Source organism: Paenibacillus sp. FSL R5-0701, from assembly GCF_037973995.1.
In the GTDB taxonomy this organism is placed as follows: domain Bacteria; phylum Bacillota; class Bacilli; order Paenibacillales; family Paenibacillaceae; genus Paenibacillus.
The window spans coordinates 1,084,082-1,101,041 of record NZ_CP150230.1 but is presented as its reverse complement, the minus strand read 5'-3'; the positions used below and the strand labels follow the sequence as shown (position 1 = coordinate 1,101,041).

Here is a 16,960-nt window from a genome sequence, read left to right as displayed (position 1 = left end):
AATAAGAAGGGGAGATTAAGGATGAAGATTACCGCGTTACGTTCAGATCAAATCTATGAGGAGATCATCCAGGCTGCACCCGATGAGAAATTGGAGTTATACCGCGAGCACATGATGAGTCCATTCATGAACAAATGGTACATTCAACAGATTCCGTTTCGCTCTCAAGAACCTCACGGCTTCGACGTGATCATGATGAATAACTTTATGAATATCGCTCCAGCAGATATTACACCTGAAATTAACGCATCGTTAGCAGCGATTTCGTCTGAAACATTTTGGCAACAGTGTCATGAAGCTGTTCGTACGAGTCTATCCACCTTTACAGATCACGGGATTGAGCTATCGGTCTCCGAATATCTATACACGATTTTATTAGGCGACAAGAACAGCCCTTCACTCATGATGAACGAAGGCATCAGCGGAGATGGTGGAATCCCGGGTTATATTATTGCGAACCTGATCCCCAATAGCTATACTCTACCTCGTATGCAATCCGTGTTAGCCCATGAATGCAATCATAACGTGAGATATCAATATATCCAGTGGAATCCACAGATTACGCTTGGCGAGATGGTTGTTAGCGAGGGGTTGGCTGAGAGCTTTGCGACATCCCTGTATGGAGAAGAGTTGCTAGGCCCTTGGGTAGCCAAAACGGATATGGAGACTCTGAATAACGTTATCAAACCAAAGATGAAAGACCAGCTGCATGTCACCGGTTTTGACCAGATTAATCCCTATCTATACGGCGATGAACTGGCCATCATGCAAAACTTCACACCCGTAGGTATGCCCTATGCGGCTGGCTATTCTTGCGGTTATCACTTAATCCAATATTATCTGAACAAAACAGGTACACCGATTACCGAAGCAACTATCACTCCGGCAAGTGTCATTCTTGCTGAAACAAAGGACTTTTGGAATGAAGACACCCTATTTCACCGTTAAAGATATCATTCAGATCACTGGAATCACCAAACGCGCATTACATTATTACGATAAAACGGATCTATTGAAACCGAGCAAAGTCGAGGACAATGGCTATCGGTATTACGATCAAGAGGCACTGGGGAATCTGCAGATGATTCTTCTGTTCAAAGAAATGAATTTCTCCTTGAAAGACATTGCGGCCATGATGCAACTTTCCAAAGAAGAACAGAAAGAGATCCTAAGAAAGCACCGCAGCACACTCGTTCAACGCAAACAAAAGCTCGAAACCATCATCCATCAATTGGATGAGTATGTAGATGGGACGGATATCTCTCATCTTAATCTATTTGACGACTCTTCCATTCTGCCCATCCAAGAACAATATGAATCCGAGGCGAAGTTTATATATGGAGATACCGAGAAATATCAGGAGTTCGAAGCCAATGTGAATCAACTGTCTGCGGAAGAGCAAGAAAAAGCCTACCAGCAGTTCTCGGTCAACATGGAGCAGGTATTTCGGGAATTGGCTAAATATCAGGATCTGTCTCCTGATTCTGGTGAGGTACAAGCGTTAGTACGTGAATGGAAAAGTTGTCTGGAACAGTTTATGGTCTGTGATGCTGAGATTCTGAGGTGTATTGCAGAAGCCTATACGACGGATCGCCGCTATGCGGGTTATTTTGATCAGTTTGGTGATGGGGATTTTTTGAGGTTTTTGTATCAGGCGATTATGGTCCATGTGGAGGGTGGGGTCATATCAACTGTGAAAGATGTTAGATGACCTCCGAAAGAACGCACAGAAAAAACACGGAACAACTGTAATATAAACTTAACGCCCAATTATGTAGATGATGTATCTAACAAACCCATGGCTAGAGCACCTTAGCCATGGGTTTGTTGATGAATATTTTAATTTCTAGAAATGTTTTTATCTGAATTCACCAACTAGATCAACTCCGTCAAATGTAGCCTTTGGATAATAATAAACAAACATAGGTAGGCCTGTGAATGAATCAGACTTATTTAAGGTAAGGAAATCCACTTTGCCAGACGATGTCTGGCTTACTGTATTGTTATAGATTTTACCTATTGCTCCAGTTTCAAAATTTACAATACCTACACAATCAATTTTAACTTCTGCTCGGATGTTTCTTTTTATGCCAGCTGTGTCCCATGCGTCCATATAGAAATTCCAACTATTTTTACCGAATCCGTTATCGTATTCTACATAACCAGTTAAAGCTAATGTTTTATTGTTACCTGTGAAAAATTTCTTTGAGACCGAAAAGACTGATACGTCCCCTTTATTTTGAATATATGTTATATTATTGTTTAAATCTGAGTTTTCTTTTAAATATTGTGTATCTTCGTCAGAAAATGGTTCGTTCACTTCATACTTATCTAGTATATTTTGTATTTTTAAGGCTGTATCTTCCTCACCTGTACTTGCGTGGGCTGAATTAGTAAAAAGAACGGAAATGGATATTGAAACCAAGAATAATGTCAATAACATACTGATCTTCTTCACTTTAAATACCTCCTAAAAATTATTATGAAAGGGGTTTCGACAATGCACATTGTGTGGAATAATATTCTTATTCTCGTTGTTAGCCTTCTTATCTTAGCTGGACTAGTTTCTGGCACAATCTACTTTTTAATAAAAAATAGGTCTAAATAGTTCACCTCCTTATGACGATACCACTTCCATATATTATATATTATTCAATAAATTATAATAAAACCCTCTTTTAATATTAATAATATCTAATCTTTTTATATTGATATATTTGTTGTTCGATCTCTCTTCAATTATTAGACAGTTTCCCTATTCGAATAATATAAGTGAACTACAAAAAGTTAATTTCAAGTAAGCAAAAAGCGTACCGCTATTCCACTGGTACGCTTTTTGTTTTTTCTGCTTGGTAAATTTTTATTTGCCAAGTAAAATTTCAATTTGACTGACTGTATAAGAACTTCTTCTCGCTACTTATCAATAACTTCCTCGCTCAAAATACGTATGCAGCCGATACAGACATATATCCCGTGTCCAGCGATATAACACTGCCTGTTCCTCTCTATCCTGCACTTTTACATTCAGCGAGAACATGCCATCCTCGAAACGGGTCATACTACCCTTCGCCCCACTCCACATAGACATCGGCATGTCGATAATCAGTTTCTCAATCCGCGTTGCCGTCTTCTCATTCCATTCCCATAGCGCAAGTTTGCCTTTGTCCGAAAAGTCCTTCCGTTTCCGGTACTCCTTCTCCGTCAGATACGTATGGAAGAACCTTGCCATCTCCCCCGGTGTGATCGGGTCCATCCAGTGGGCTTCACCTCGCTCCAGCATGTACAGCAGCACGATCATTTTGTAGCTTTTGTTCATGAGTGTCTTCTCCACATCACGCAGCCACGCCTCATGCCGAACGTACACCTCTCCCTCAACCGGGGACAGTAGCTCCGCCCAATAGAGAAACCCAACATAGGAGCCAAATTCGTTCCGGTACCCGATACTCTTCGAACGTCCCATCAAATGCAGCTCCAGATACGTCGGAATACGCCCCAACTCTCGTTTCACATCCAGAAAATCCTGATGCAACTTCTCGCGGCGCGGCAGCCGTTTGCGGCTTAGCTCCTGAAGTAGGTTCACCACTCGAGTCTCCAGATGAATCCCACAGTTAGCCGGAACTTCCGGCACAGCCGAATCTCGGACCTTTGCCGTTCCCTCCAGCTCCCCGCGCACATCCAGCAAACTCAGCTTCACATCCGCATTTCGGTAGTTTCCGATCAGGTCGATGATAACACAATGTGATTTGCCCTCCGCTAACCTTAGACCACGCCCCACCTGCTGGGTGAACACGGTGAGTGACTCCGTTGGACGCACAAAGAGAAGCGTGTCCACACGTGGAATATCCGTTCCTTCATTGAACAGATCCACCGTCAACACAACCTCCAGTTCACCCGCATCAAGCTGGCGAATGGCTTCCTCCCGGGACATCTCCGATGTGCGCGAATGTAGACTGAGCACCTTCACCCCCTGACTGCGAAAATACGCAGCCAAATAGTCCGCCTGCCGGATCGATGAGCAAAATCCAATCGTTCTCGTCTGCTTGTGCCGCAGCCAGGCCGCATAGATCGTCTCCACATGCTCCTCTTGCAACTGAACAGCCATGAGCTGTTCTTCATCATACTTCGTCCCGATCCAGCGGATCTGCGAATAGTCCGTATCGTCGAATACTCCATAATATTGAAATGGCGCCAGCCAACCTCGCCGGATCGCTTCAATAAAATGCATCTGGTAAGCCACATTCCCATCACAGAGCGCATACACATCCTTGCCATCCAGCCGATCCGGGGTAGCCGTGATGCCCAGAAGGAACTTAGTCTGAAAATGCTCAATCACCAACATGTACGTCTTCGCCGCCGCATGATGGAACTCATCCACCACAATCAGATCAAAGGCATCCACCGCAAATCCATCCCGGTGCTTCTGCATACTCAGCGTAAAGATCGAAGCATACACACAATCCGCGGTTCCATCCTTGTACTCTCCGTTATATATCCCATGACTGCGCTCGGGCATGATCCGTTGAAAAGACTTCTTTGCCTGGAACAAAATCTCTTCCCGATGCGCCACAAACAACACCCGCTTGAACCGCTGCGCGAAGAAGCCCGCCAGATACGTTTTGCCAAGCCCGGTCGCCATGATGACCATCGCCTTGTCGTACTGCTCCTCCATCGTGCCATGGAGTGCTTCAAGCGCATCCAACTGCGCAAAGCGCGGCTGGATCGGGGCAAGCGACAGCTCGGTGGCGGTTTCTTCCTCTTTGTCCTCAGGTAGACCTGTGCCAAACTCCGCTTCTTCCATCTCCGTGATCCGCTGGATCATCTCCGGGTTCTTCTGGTGATATTTGAGATACTCTTCCTCATACAGCGCAATCGAATCCGAGTTCACCGGCAAGGTTGTCTCGTGGTAGAAGCTCTGCATGAACTTGTCCAAAGCTGACTGAAACGTATATGGCTCCGCCTCCGCATTCATCGCCAGATTCCATTCATACCCTGTCTTCAGCGCCGTGAACGAAAAGTTCGACGAACCAACGATCAGCAGTCCTTCCCCATTGTCATGATCGAACAGATACGCTTTTGGATGAAAAGAAGTACCCATACTTCGCCACAGACGTGTCTCAATTCGTGAATCAACCTCACAGAGCGCCCGCAAACCTTCCGGCTGTGTGATATACAGATAATCTCCTGCGAGCATTCGTACCTCTGCTCCACGTTCTGCTGCCCGTTTCAAATGCGGAGCAAGCAGCTTCACACCAGACTGCATAATAAAGGAAGTCATAATATAAATCCCGGACGCATGCTGCATCCGGGAAATGAGTTCGTCTGCCAAGTTATCTGTAATGAGTTTAACATTAAGCTTCGTCGACATCGATCAGATACACCCGTTCCTGGAATCCACCGCGCTCCTCGGCCTTGTCCGCCCGCAGCTTATCCAACTGTGCTGCATTCGCTCCATGCACCCCCGCCAGCGCCCGGATCACCTCCAGCATGTCAGCCAGTTCTTCTAGGGCTTCCTGATCACTCGCTGCATTTACGTACTCATCCGATTCTTCTTGCAGCTTCGTTCTTAGTTCTTGCTTATACTCCTCCAGGTCCAGAATGCGCGTCCGGCATTCCTTACCACTGGATGTGATAATATGCGGAATCTTGTCCCGCACCAATTTGTTGTATGTAGGCATGTGGTATAACATCCTTTCTGCTGTGAGAGCCTTCGAGCCTTGCGCAAGAATCTCCCTTTTTGCCATTATACCATTTGCTATGGGGAGGGATGGGTGATTTTGTAAAGTAGTGGATTGGATTGAGGAGATAAAAATAGCCCATGACTACTCGTATTCGAGTTGAAATGGGCTTTCTGCCATTATTAATGTCTAATTATTTTGCAACAAACTCTGGTTCAGAAGGATTCTAAGCCAACAGTTTTGAGACAATAGCATTCATATTCGTTGTTTCTTTATCAATCTCAACCAAACAAGTGTCATCATCCATAGCTGGTTCATAACCGATTCTAACTTTTTCAATTGCATACTTCTTCATAATATCAAGAATATACTCTATTAACTTCTGAGCATTTAACGTTGTCTCTGAATTTTCTCCGCTGAACAACTCCTCTTCAGGAAAATTCATAACGATATCTCCAGATTCCTCATCGAATGAAAATACAATCATCACGTCGTTAAAGGTATGACCCAGGTAAAGCTGAGACAATAATATATTCCCCGTTCCCTTAGGAGAAAGAATCTCTTCAAGGCTCTCTATTTGCTGAAATTCAATATCGTTTTCACTACGGTTATCATAAAAGTGAGAACTTTTGATATGATCCAACTGAATGTTCAAATCATTCTTAATGAATCGATCTAGATTATTTTTGTTAAAATCAATCAAAATAATTTCTAAACTTTCCATATCCAAACCTTCTTACATCATATAATTCTTTCATTTTCCCAATGTTTTCAATTCGGTATTGTAGGCGGATGTAGTTGCTTATGTTCCAACTCAAACCATTGCTCAATATGGTTACATAACAATGGGATGTCTTGAAGCGCTTGCTCACAGATTTCTTTATATGAATCTTGAAGCACTTCTTCAAGTTCCAAATTCACCTGATATGCCTCAGTTTGTTTCGCATGGTATACATCAGCAGGCTCAATGACATAATTTTTATTTTTGGTTGAAGGACTTACATAGATCGTCCACTCAAGGTTACCCTTAAAGTGCTGAATACAATGCTTTAATTCCTCGTAAAGCTGATCAGCGTTGTGGAATCTAAAATAAAAACCCGCAGGTTTCTCATATATCCGATTCGGATTATACATCTCTGTTCTATTCCATTCATACGAACCTAATTTGGCCAAGGTATACGCCATAAGTTCCGGTGCAAGCACCTCTTCTTTGTTCTTCATATAAATACTTTTTGACACCATGCCACCCACTTGAGAGTCCGTTTATTCATTTGTTGAAAACTATGTTTTCCTGATTACTTTCAATGATCTTATTATTAATCCTCCATTGATTGGATCGCATATTCTATGTCTTGCTCCATATCCAGATCAGGATACTTCTTTTGCAATTGAAGAAGACAATCTATAAATGCTCGACTTTGGAATTCAGAAGATAGATCTTCAAATATCTCACTCAGCCAATATAAATCTTTTTCTCCACATTGATTTAGAAATGATATGGCACTTTGCTCGTTCACTTTTAGAATGTCTACCATCTCATTCCATATCGTTTGAATAGCTGGATCGTCAGGGTGTAAATCTTTTCTTTTCTTTATTAATGAGATAACTTTTTCACTGTAGTCTACCAAGTTTTATTCTCCTCACGGTTGTCTTGAATTATCTGGAGTAATCGTTCCGATCTGTCCATCGTTCTTGATTACGCCTACTCTAACGTTATTATAGTTTCCAAACATCCATTCACCGTCACCCTTAATTCTATTCTCAGGCAGATTTGCTACATGCTCACCTGACTTTTTGATATCTTCCGATGTCCACTCCTTAGGGAACCATGCTTGGCCCTCTCCACTTCGCTTTGCTTTATTTTTGTGATTAGGTATATTACCAACCCGTACACCATTTTCATATTCTTTAGCAATGTTAAATGGGATCTTATTTTTAAGTAGGTAATTAATATTATCTTGACCGTGACCACCATTGATCAATCTATTTTTAGAATTAAAATCTCCAAGTGAAGCATGGTGAATTCTTTCATTACTTACTGTAATTCTTCCACCAATCATACCTTTTGGGAGTGCTAATCCTTCTTTCGGAACCTTATAACCCTTATTATACATTCCAGTAAAAGCCAATACGAGCTTAGCAGTCTGTAAACCTCCTATAGAAACTGCTGCTTGCCATGCTGGTATGGATTCTCCAGTTATGGGATGACGACCTTCCTTAAACGCAATAATCTGTTCATCATATAGATCCCCACCACCAGACTCCGGTTGCTTAGGTCCAGCTCTCATTTCTTCATAACTGCCACCATTTTCCCAATACTTAACAAACTCTTTTTGCCCTGGCATACCATCCTCTGCTTCACTCGCAGGCATGTTAACTCCAAACAAAGGATTATATACCATTCGTCTTTGTTCTTCTGTGTTACCTATATTATGGTTCATCATTGTAAGGGCAGCAATCTGTCCAGCAATGGCTCCCAAGCTCACCTGTTCCTGATCCGCTTGTTTGAATCTCTCAGCAATCGCGAACATATCTTGGGATGACATAACCATACTTTCCAGTGCTCGATCCAGTACAGAACGTGACTGCTGAAAATCATAGAAAAACCGTTCTTGCGTTGCTCCCGCCCACTGAGACTGGATGAATCCGATCCGTGCGATCAGGTCATTACGTATACCCTCCAACTGCTGCCTACCCTGCTCGATTTGTCTGGATACATGCAGCAGCTGCTCTGGTGTTACTTTAATTGTACTCATATCATTCTCCGCGTTTGAAATAGGATTTTACCATGTTAGCAGAAGCTTGATGTATATACATCCTTCTAACATCCTGATTTTTCCTTTCCCACCATAACAATATTTCCAACAACGTACTTCATAGATCCTAATTTAAAGGAAATCTTCTTAATCTCTTGATTTAATAGAAAATAATTAACAAACACACCAACGGGCACGCCGTCAACAATGCCGCTGTAAAACTGATCTGTGCCGCGACTCGTCCTCCGGTAAACTCTTGCCGTGAAAAGAACATCCAGATCGAGAGGTACGTAGCGCCTAGTGGGAATGAAATTATCCCTCTAAACGTACTCGGTTCCATGTATCCAATCATCATGCTTTTACCAATTAGGATTAATGTAACCAATTCCATTATAGATAATATGAAAAACGCGATAGCAATTACTCTTTTCAAAATGTACACCTACTTTCCAGATGCAAAGCAAAGAGCATCCTTTGTAATCTCTGCATCATATACCCTTTATTTGGATGATGTCATCTTGTAAGCGTAACACAGATAAATCAAACATTTAACCCAAATGATCAATTAAAAAAACATCTTACTCTGATGAATCCTTCATCATACGTGCAGATAAATCATCCAATATCTCTTCTGTTCGTTGAATAAGCTTTTCGATATTGTTCGGTTCTAGTGGCTGGTCATATGGGTAATCCGCTTGGGATGACATATGTTGCATCGTGCCGATGAACAAGGCAATATCTAGTCCGGGTTCAGTCTCCGTATGCACTAAAGGCAAGATTTCATTCATGGTGAGTTCTTTGGGTGGATGAACTGAATGATACTTATGGATATAAAGCGCCTTAATCATGGAGGCTAGAGCCCAATCACATAGAATTAGGCAGGCTTTAAACTGATTGTGATTACACATGATGGCGGCAAGTTGGAGATGATACATAGCATGTTGGTGATAGCCCATTATTGTGGTACGTAGCATATGGTAAGCAGGAATATGTTTGGACCTAGATTGTGTGGAGATATCATGGTCTTGCAAACGTGGGGTAAAATCTACTTGGTGATTACAATGTGCTTCGGTTATGGACCAATTTCTTGCCATTGTCATCCCTCCAAAGAGTTAATACCAGTATTATACAATAAAATGATACATATAGTAATCAAATAAACGATTTGTATTTTTCGTTTGGTGTTTACCTTGAGGAAACTTGTCTACACTTTTGAACATAGAGAGGTGAATACCATGAACGAGGACAGAGAAGTTTTGAAGCTAGTCGGAGCCAGAATTCGCGCACTACGCAAAGAAAGAGGGTATTCACAGGAATCCCTCGGAGAAAAAGGTGGATTTCATTTTTCATACATAGGACAGATCGAACGTGGAGAAAAGAATGTTTCTTTGGTGAACCTGGCAAAGATCGCTGAGTCACTTGAAGTAAACTTAATACAGCTTTTCGCTTATGTAGACGAGGATTTTCATTTCACAGAGTCAGAAGTAGTTATACAGGAGATTTTAGAAATGTTAAGAGATGCCTCCCCTGACAGTATTCAACTAACCAAAAATGTGATACGAGAAATATTAAAGTGATCTTGAACATAAAAATAACAAAGGCAAGGCAGCTTACAAGCTGCTTCGCCTTTGTTTCACCGTCATTTTATTGAGGTCATTCAGATAGCTTTCGTTCTTCTACAAGTAGGGTAGCTACTACATCCCCAAAATTCCGCCCCAGCTTTATTCTTACGTTTAACCATTAAAGAACCACAACTACATTTGATATTAGATAATGTCTTAGATGACGCTTGCTCGTTCTTAATCGGTGCAATTTTCATTTTTCTATTGGATGGCACCCATTTACCCCAACTGCGAAGCTTGCTGTCTACTAAACCACCGTGCCAATAATCCACTTTGAATTGATCGGCTTCTTTTCTTGCTGGACCCGTAAGATCAGATGTGGTCACGATTAGAGACAAAATACAGTCATGATTCCTTTTCGCACCTACCAGCTCACGAACAGTCATTACTTGCACCTTATTATGATCGGCATAACATTTGGCTTGGACTGCTGTTTTTTCACCGCGCTTATCCGTAATAACCAGATCTACTCCTCCATCTTTACCCCCAACGCCAACTTCTTTTACGGTATAACCGTTGTCTCTAAAATAGAGTGTAAGTAAACGTTCGAACTCTGCTCCGGTCATTTTATCTAGTGGTAAAGTTAGAATCACTTCGTCTGATCTACACGTAGAGGAAGCACGATTAAATCTACTACTCACAGTTTTTTTAGTAGTCTGTTTCTTCCGTGGGTTGGACTTTTTTCTTTTTTTCTTTTTAGAAGGCTGTAATAGTCCAGCAACAACTGATAATGTAACAACACCAATAACGAGCCATATTATTTCATTCATTCACTTATTCTCCTTAGAACTTATAAAAATATAACCGATTTACCTTTTTAATGGCTTTCATACTTTTAGCAATACGAAGTATAGTTTTTTCGTTTTCATCAAAAAAATCTTTTGATACTTTAACGTAGTAGTTGTATTCAATTTCATCATCAGACATCCAGGATAACTAATACTGAAGCTGAAGCTGCTGTTTTGATATGTGGTCCACTCCACATTGCTTTTCTCATTTTTCAACACTCTCATATGTACTTGACTCAGTAGTTATAGTATTTTCTTTGTTAGTCAGATCGTTACTAGAATCACAGCCTGTAATAACTATGATCAACATTATGACAAATAAATGCTTCATCGTTTTATTTTCCTATTCAATCAGCTGTATAGCAGTAATTTCATTTCTTCAGAATTAAGGAAGTCTAATAAAGAAGCGTTTTCCGAAACCCAATGTAGAAGTTGTTTCTGTTCCAAGCTCCATTTTAAAATTGAAACAAATATTAGATCTTGTTGCGTAGTAACGCCACTTACAACTGAGCTCCCAAACAAATTGATCCCTGTACTAACCCATTCATTATCTGACTCTTCTACTGAAGAGTTTACGACCCACTTAACAAAATCGTCTTTGCTTGGATTTGTCACGGCAAGCAAAATCAATATAAATCCAATTAAGATCCAAAATTTATAATTTCCACTTTTATTACTTGAGTAATGTACTTCATCACTTTCCATGTCTTTATCACCTTCCTTATTTATCTTAATTTCTACATATAAGTCTAATGGACTAGATAATTGAAAGAGAATCAGGCTTATAGAATCATTATCAAGCATTAATCCACTTATTTCCACTATTTTTCAAACAAAACACCTTATCTAACAATAAGCCCTTACTTTTGCTATTCATACAATACACTTATCAACCCCTACTAACAAAACTTGGTTAAATAAAAAACCTTGAAAGGCATTTGCCCTGCAAGGTTTAGATAATTCTACTTTTCTTTCTCGTAGAAGCGAACAATCTCATCCGGTGTTTGTGCTTCTAAGACGATCTGATTCTTTTCAAATACAATGACATGTGGATAAGTTTGGATCTCGAAAATCTCCTCGAAATTATACTGTTGCTTCTCACTAATATCAATATAGCTCACATTCGCAATAGGATTATCTGTTCTCAAGTTCTCATTGATGAATTGGAGATCCTTTTGCAAATCTATGATGTAGGAACGCTCAGATGGCTTATCTCCAAAAACGATGACAGTCACATCATTGGTTTGATTCTTCACAAGATAATCTATTGCCTTTTCTCGATCATTTGAACTGCAACCAGTAATCAATGTAACTAGCAATGCCAAAAGCAAGAGTTTCTTCATATTTCCTCCTTAGAGCTAAAGCTCGTTAAGGTAATTATTGAACTTTAGCAGTTATATCATGTGTGTAAGTATCTGTAAATGTAGTCCATTGAGCAGGCTTATTGCCAAAGGAATAAAATGCTCCGATTTTAACATATACGCCTGCTTGAATTTTCACATTCTTACCTTTACCTGTAATGCTTGTGACACCTTGTATTGTATATTTATCTAGGTCTCTACCACTTGAATTTTGAAGCGGAATGGACATACTTTTTAGATCCCATCTAGCAGGGTTTCCCTCATTACTTGTGTTACTCGAACCAATAGGGATCTGGATTTCAGTTCCTATTCCTGCATAGGATATAGCAATTGGAATGGAGCGCTGACTCGACGTCTTAACAATAGGTCTGGTGTATGCAATAGCATATGTCGAATTAACATCGTAAGATTCATAACGAGTTAAAATCGTATGGATGTCGGATTGTTTCTTAATGAGCTGACCTGTACTCCCATTCGGTGCTTTCCAAGTTGCCAGATTAGAAAACAAAGGTTGGAATTTAATTTGCATGTTATTATCGTTATTTGACATCAAATTCGTTGTATTCCACTGTACGTTCGAGAACGTATATTTACCGTATTTAGACGACTTAACAACAGGCAAATTAGCAGCAGCCATTGGTCCGATCACAGAAGGAACTTCTCTTGGCTGTTCATTAGTCTGAATTCCTTCATGCATCTCCTTTAAAGAAATCCATTCATTATTATTGAAATGAATAAAGGTCTCATCAGGAAATTCATTTCCCTCTGAAGTGGATGTAATAATAATGTCTCCGTTAGCGTTCTCCTTCTGATCGTAACCTAACTTCAATACAAAAGATTTACCATTTTGCAACATCCCACTAGCAGAAATTAAAGTTGTATTCGATTCGTTATCATAGTTCATTTCATAAGCAATATCAGTCACATTTAAAATTTCTTCTCCTGTATCCAAAACCATGGATAAGCTATTATCTGACAACAGTTCCACGTTTAAATGATCATACTGTTTAATTTTATCATACGTTTCATTGTTATATTCATATACATTCTTTATTGTAAATTGATCATCAGTTGCAGCATATGTTGACTTAGGAAACAGAGTAACAAGCAAAATCACAGCCAAAAACATTATACTTTTTCTCATTGGATAAACCTCCTGAAAAATAAAAAATACAGAAACTCTCTAATTTTGTATGCTGGCCAGCTTAAGAGAATCTTAGCCCACATTTGAAATTCGCCGTTTAATTACTCTCTTCAACTTCCAAATCATTAAACTTGTCAATCTTATAAAGACATATAGTATTGATAAAGAGTAAATATGAATTGTTAGACGAATTATTTCTAGTGAGCCATCATTCTTATAACACACATGAATATTACTAATTCCAGGTTTACTTCGCAACGGTTATCATTAAAAATGAGGAAAAAGACCCTGAATTAATGATTCTTAATATGACTTTTGAATGAATAGTCTGAATATCCTATTCCAGATAATTCGACATTTTCTTTTCAAATAATCAAGAACTTTCATATGAATAAAATTCAAACAAAAACCTGCTACCTACAGCAGGCTTTACCCTCTACTAATTCAAACAATACACTTATTCGCCACCGCTACCATCTTCGCAGGCATCTCTTCCCGGAGTCGCCATACAAAGCTCATCGGCTTATTCCCCTCGTGACTTACATAATCCGCTTCGCCCAAGAAAACAAATGGAGACGTATAGCTATGCTCCTCCTTATACTCCCGCACGAAAAGGGCAATCCGATTGCCTGTCTCGCGATGCTGAATATAACGCTGCGCCGTAGCCGTACGCTCTGACACTCGGCTCTGTGTCTGCCAGTGGAACAAACGCTCGTTAATCGCATAATCCTCATACAATGTGGATGGTGAGAAATCTTTGTCCGATTTGTTCAGTGTAATGAAGAAAATATCCGTCTGTTCATCGGCAAAATACTTCACGCCTTCACGGAAGGCGGGGGATTGCTGAGCATTCCAATAACCGAAGGCGGCAAGCACTTGGTCGATGGAGTACATACAGTGGATATCCAGTGGACAAGTGTACGGGAACGAATTGCTTTTATCCACAAATCGCAGATGAGCCCGATTATATTTGAAAATATCCACAAGCTCTGCTCGGAATGCTTCACAAGACAGCACACGTTGCACACCCTCTTCGATGCTGCTCAACCCTAGTTTCTCAGGCGCGGCCCGGTGGAAAGTGTAATAGAACATAATCAACATGCGCTGTTCATCAGCGTTGGTCGGTTCTTTCCCTTTTTCAATATAGTCGATCAGGAACGTTAGCCAGCTTCGGGAGTTAATTGTAAGCACAGATGGCAGTCTGCGGATATATTCCTCGTGTCCATCTTCAATGGGTGCTGTTAATCCAGCTTCGGCCAACATGCCACGGAAATACCTTTTGCCCGTACGTCCACCATACAATTCAACCAGTGACATCCCGTGATGCTCTACAAAATGAGCCAAGGTCAGTGGCAGTCCGGTGTCTTGCTGGAACGTTTGCAGCTGCTGGATCAACGCTCTGCGATTACGACTCATTTGCTTGAGGTTGCGCATGATGTAATCTTTCGCCTGTTTCTCCAACTGAATGAACGTGCCGCGAGGCAGGTTCGAGAACCCGTTCTCGACATAGTGCGAGATGGAATGTTTGGTGGCGCCGATCAGGGAGCGGAACTTGTCCTGGAACCTGTACTCCTGATGCGCTTGCCCGATGAAGTCGAGCACGGTCAGGCACTCTTTGCCCTCCGCCATCCGTAGTCCACGTCCCAACTGTTGCAGGAATACGGTCAGACTCTCGGTAGGACGCAGGAACAGGATGGTGTTCACCTCAGGGATATCCACGCCCTCATTGTACAGATCCACGACAAAGATCATACGCAGTTCCCCGTTTACCAGCTGTCCTTTCGCAGAATGACGCTCCTGTTCGTTCGACCCGCCATGTAGGGCCGTGGATGGAATGCCGGCTTCGTTAAATATTTTGGCCATATACATCGCATGATCCACCCCTACGCAGAAACCAAGCCCCTTCACATCGTCCAGATCGGTTACGTATTTGTTCAGACTTTGGATGATCTGGTTGGCACGGATTTTGTTATGGGTATAGAGCTTCTCTAGTTCATTCAGGTCGTAGCCTTTACGCGACCACTTCACCTGAGATAGATCGACAGTATCGGTGACGCCAAAATATTGAAAAGGACTCAGTAACTTCCGGTCAATTGCATCGGTTAGACGGATCTCGGCGGCAATCGTATGATCGAAGTAGGCGGTAATGTCTTTGCCATCCATCCGTTCCGGGGTCGCTGTGAGTCCCAGCAAGATCTTCGGTTCGTAGTGGGACAACAGCTTCTGGTACGAAGGTGCAGCGGCATGGTGGAATTCATCCACAATGATGTAATCGTAATAGTCTGGGCTGGTGATCTCCGTCAGCTTCATGGAGTTAAAACTCTGAATACTAACAAACAGGTGATCCAGCGCCTCTGCTCGGTGATTCCCGACATGCAGCTCGCCAAAGTTCATATCCTTCAGGATATACCGGAACGTGTCCCGGCTTTGCTTCAAGATTTCTTCCCGATGGGCGACAAAAAGAAGCTTGGCTCCCGCATGGCTTGCACGGAATCGTTTGTAGTCGAAGGCAGAGATGACCGTTTTGCCAACACCTGTGGCGGCGACGATCAGGTTGCGGGTTCTTCCATACAGCGTACGCTCAGCGTCCAGCTGTTCCAGCACTTCCTTTTGGTAATCGTATGGCTGGATGTCGAGGTGAAAGTGGTTGAACTGATCTTTTTTACGATTCAGAGCCGCCTTCAACTGTGCCTCATGGCTTTCATCTTCAGCTACATACCGCGTGAATTCACGGTCATTCCAGTAACTCTCGAAGGTCGCTTCAATCTTGCGCAGCACATCGAGTGAATCCTTCTCCGTCACCTTGAGGTTCCACTCCATACCGCTGGTCAGCGCCGGGTTGGATAGGTTAGAGGAGCCGACATAGGCTGTGGTGAATCCAGTATCACGGTGAAAAATGTACGTTTTGGCGTGCAGCCGAGTCACTTTGGTATCATACGAAATCTGGATCTCTGTGTTAGGTAATTTGCTAAGTTCAGTGATGGCCTTCAGGTCGGTTACTTCCATGTATGTAGTTGTGATGATCCGCAGCTTCCCGCCACCCGCCGTAAATTGCTGGAGCTGTTCCAGCAACAGGCGAAGCCCGCTGAACTTGATAAATGACACCAACCAGTCGATCCGATCGGCTGTCACGATCTCCTTTTGCAGCTCCAGTAACATACTCGGTTCGGACTTCGCACCTGTGAACAAAGAGCTTTGGGAGATCGGCGTATCTGGACGAACGATTTTGGTATCCCGGACCGCACGAATGCTGTTCAGCTTGGAATACACATGGGTCAGCACTTCCCCCTGCTCGTCCAGTTGCAATTCATTGTACTCTTCTTCCCCCAGTGTGCCTTTCAGAGTAGCAATAATCTCATTACACGTTCGAATCTGCGCCAACACTGCTGTCTTATCTTCTGTCTGCTCCCGCACAATCTTAAGCGCTCGCCGGGTCACCGCCGCCAAATACGTGGACAGCAGTTTACGTGCTTCCTCTGCATCCAACTTCTCGGTCCCAATGTTATACACATCCGGGTCCAGCGCCGAAATCTCATGTCTGGTGATTGTGTTGATAAGCTGTTCATATATACCTTGTTTCATGATGTACCTCGTGTGGGTGTAGGATGGTTGTG

17 protein-coding genes are annotated in these 16,960 nt (G+C 42.0%); 3 read left to right on the top strand and 14 right to left on the bottom strand.

The window, feature by feature from the left end; all coding sequences use genetic code 11:
- Positions 1-21: 21 nt before the first annotated feature.
- Together MKZ13_RS04965 and MKZ13_RS04960 are read left to right on the top strand one after the other, a co-directional pair.
- Positions 22-948, top strand: a complete 927-nt coding sequence (locus MKZ13_RS04965; protein ID WP_339182323.1) for a DUF2268 domain-containing protein — start codon at positions 22-24, stop codon at positions 946-948.
- Entirely contained in the window at positions 923-1,711 is a 789-nt protein-coding gene (locus tag MKZ13_RS04960) for a MerR family transcriptional regulator (RefSeq protein ID WP_339182320.1), read from the top strand. The genes MKZ13_RS04965 and MKZ13_RS04960 overlap by 26 nt, the downstream gene beginning before the upstream one ends.
- Positions 1,712-1,858: 147 nt before the next feature.
- On the opposite strand, the gene MKZ13_RS04955 is transcribed toward MKZ13_RS04960, so the two are convergent.
- From MKZ13_RS04955 to MKZ13_RS04915, 9 genes are all read right to left on the bottom strand, one after another.
- Positions 1,859-2,458 carry a hypothetical protein gene (locus MKZ13_RS04955; RefSeq protein ID WP_339182318.1) on the bottom strand — a complete coding sequence of 200 codons (600 nt, stop codon included), beginning with the start codon at positions 2,456-2,458 and terminating at the stop codon, positions 1,859-1,861.
- Between the two features lie 462 nt (positions 2,459-2,920).
- Positions 2,921-5,365 (bottom strand): DEAD/DEAH box helicase family protein, encoded by a 2,445-nt coding sequence (locus MKZ13_RS04950; RefSeq protein WP_339182316.1) that lies wholly within the window; start codon positions 5,363-5,365, stop codon positions 2,921-2,923.
- Positions 5,349-5,675, bottom strand: coding sequence for a nucleoside triphosphate pyrophosphohydrolase (locus MKZ13_RS04945; protein ID WP_339182312.1), 327 nt, complete (start codon positions 5,673-5,675; stop codon positions 5,349-5,351). Before MKZ13_RS04945 ends, MKZ13_RS04950 begins: the two co-directional genes overlap by 17 nt.
- A gap of 226 nt (positions 5,676-5,901) precedes the next feature.
- Positions 5,902-6,399 carry a hypothetical protein gene (locus MKZ13_RS04940; RefSeq protein ID WP_221818898.1) on the bottom strand — a complete coding sequence of 166 codons (498 nt, stop codon included), beginning with the start codon at positions 6,397-6,399 and terminating at the stop codon, positions 5,902-5,904.
- A gap of 47 nt (positions 6,400-6,446) precedes the next feature.
- Complete coding sequence (locus tag MKZ13_RS04935; protein WP_339182309.1) at positions 6,447-6,896, bottom strand: hypothetical protein; 450 nt, start codon at positions 6,894-6,896, stop codon at positions 6,447-6,449.
- A gap of 95 nt (positions 6,897-6,991) precedes the next feature.
- Positions 6,992-7,303 carry a hypothetical protein gene (locus tag MKZ13_RS04930; protein ID WP_339182306.1) on the bottom strand — a complete coding sequence of 104 codons (312 nt, stop codon included), beginning with the start codon at positions 7,301-7,303 and terminating at the stop codon, positions 6,992-6,994.
- A gap of 12 nt (positions 7,304-7,315) precedes the next feature.
- Complete coding sequence (locus MKZ13_RS04925) at positions 7,316-8,431, bottom strand: WXG100 family type VII secretion target (protein WP_339182304.1); 1,116 nt, start codon at positions 8,429-8,431, stop codon at positions 7,316-7,318.
- 160 nt (positions 8,432-8,591) lie between these two features.
- Entirely contained in the window at positions 8,592-8,822 is a 231-nt protein-coding gene (locus tag MKZ13_RS04920) for a hypothetical protein (RefSeq protein WP_339182302.1), read from the bottom strand.
- 187 nt (positions 8,823-9,009) lie between these two features.
- Positions 9,010-9,525 (bottom strand): HEPN domain-containing protein, encoded by a 516-nt coding sequence (locus MKZ13_RS04915; protein WP_339182300.1) that lies wholly within the window; start codon positions 9,523-9,525, stop codon positions 9,010-9,012.
- A 141-nt stretch (positions 9,526-9,666) separates the two neighbouring features.
- On the opposite strand from MKZ13_RS04915, the gene MKZ13_RS04910 reads away from it, so the two are divergent.
- Positions 9,667-10,008 (top strand): helix-turn-helix transcriptional regulator, encoded by a 342-nt coding sequence (locus MKZ13_RS04910; RefSeq protein WP_076253421.1) that lies wholly within the window; start codon positions 9,667-9,669, stop codon positions 10,006-10,008.
- 80 nt (positions 10,009-10,088) lie between these two features.
- Here MKZ13_RS04910 and MKZ13_RS04905 read toward each other — a convergent pair whose 3' ends face one another.
- The 5 genes from MKZ13_RS04905 to MKZ13_RS04885 form a co-directional block, all read right to left on the bottom strand.
- Entirely contained in the window at positions 10,089-10,823 is a 735-nt protein-coding gene (locus tag MKZ13_RS04905) for a restriction endonuclease (RefSeq protein WP_221818893.1), read from the bottom strand.
- Positions 10,824-11,192: 369 nt separating this feature from the next.
- Positions 11,193-11,645 (bottom strand): hypothetical protein, encoded by a 453-nt coding sequence (locus tag MKZ13_RS04900; RefSeq protein WP_339182297.1) that lies wholly within the window; start codon positions 11,643-11,645, stop codon positions 11,193-11,195.
- Positions 11,646-11,803: 158 nt separating this feature from the next.
- Positions 11,804-12,184: a hypothetical protein gene (locus MKZ13_RS04895; RefSeq protein ID WP_221818891.1), complete on the bottom strand. Its 381-nt coding sequence runs from the start codon at positions 12,182-12,184 to the stop codon at positions 11,804-11,806.
- A 34-nt stretch (positions 12,185-12,218) separates the two neighbouring features.
- Positions 12,219-13,346 (bottom strand): hypothetical protein, encoded by a 1,128-nt coding sequence (locus tag MKZ13_RS04890; RefSeq protein ID WP_339182294.1) that lies wholly within the window; start codon positions 13,344-13,346, stop codon positions 12,219-12,221.
- A gap of 444 nt (positions 13,347-13,790) precedes the next feature.
- Complete coding sequence (locus MKZ13_RS04885; RefSeq protein WP_339182292.1) at positions 13,791-16,928, bottom strand: DUF3427 domain-containing protein; 3,138 nt, start codon at positions 16,926-16,928, stop codon at positions 13,791-13,793.
- Between the last annotated feature and the right edge of the window lie 32 nt (positions 16,929-16,960).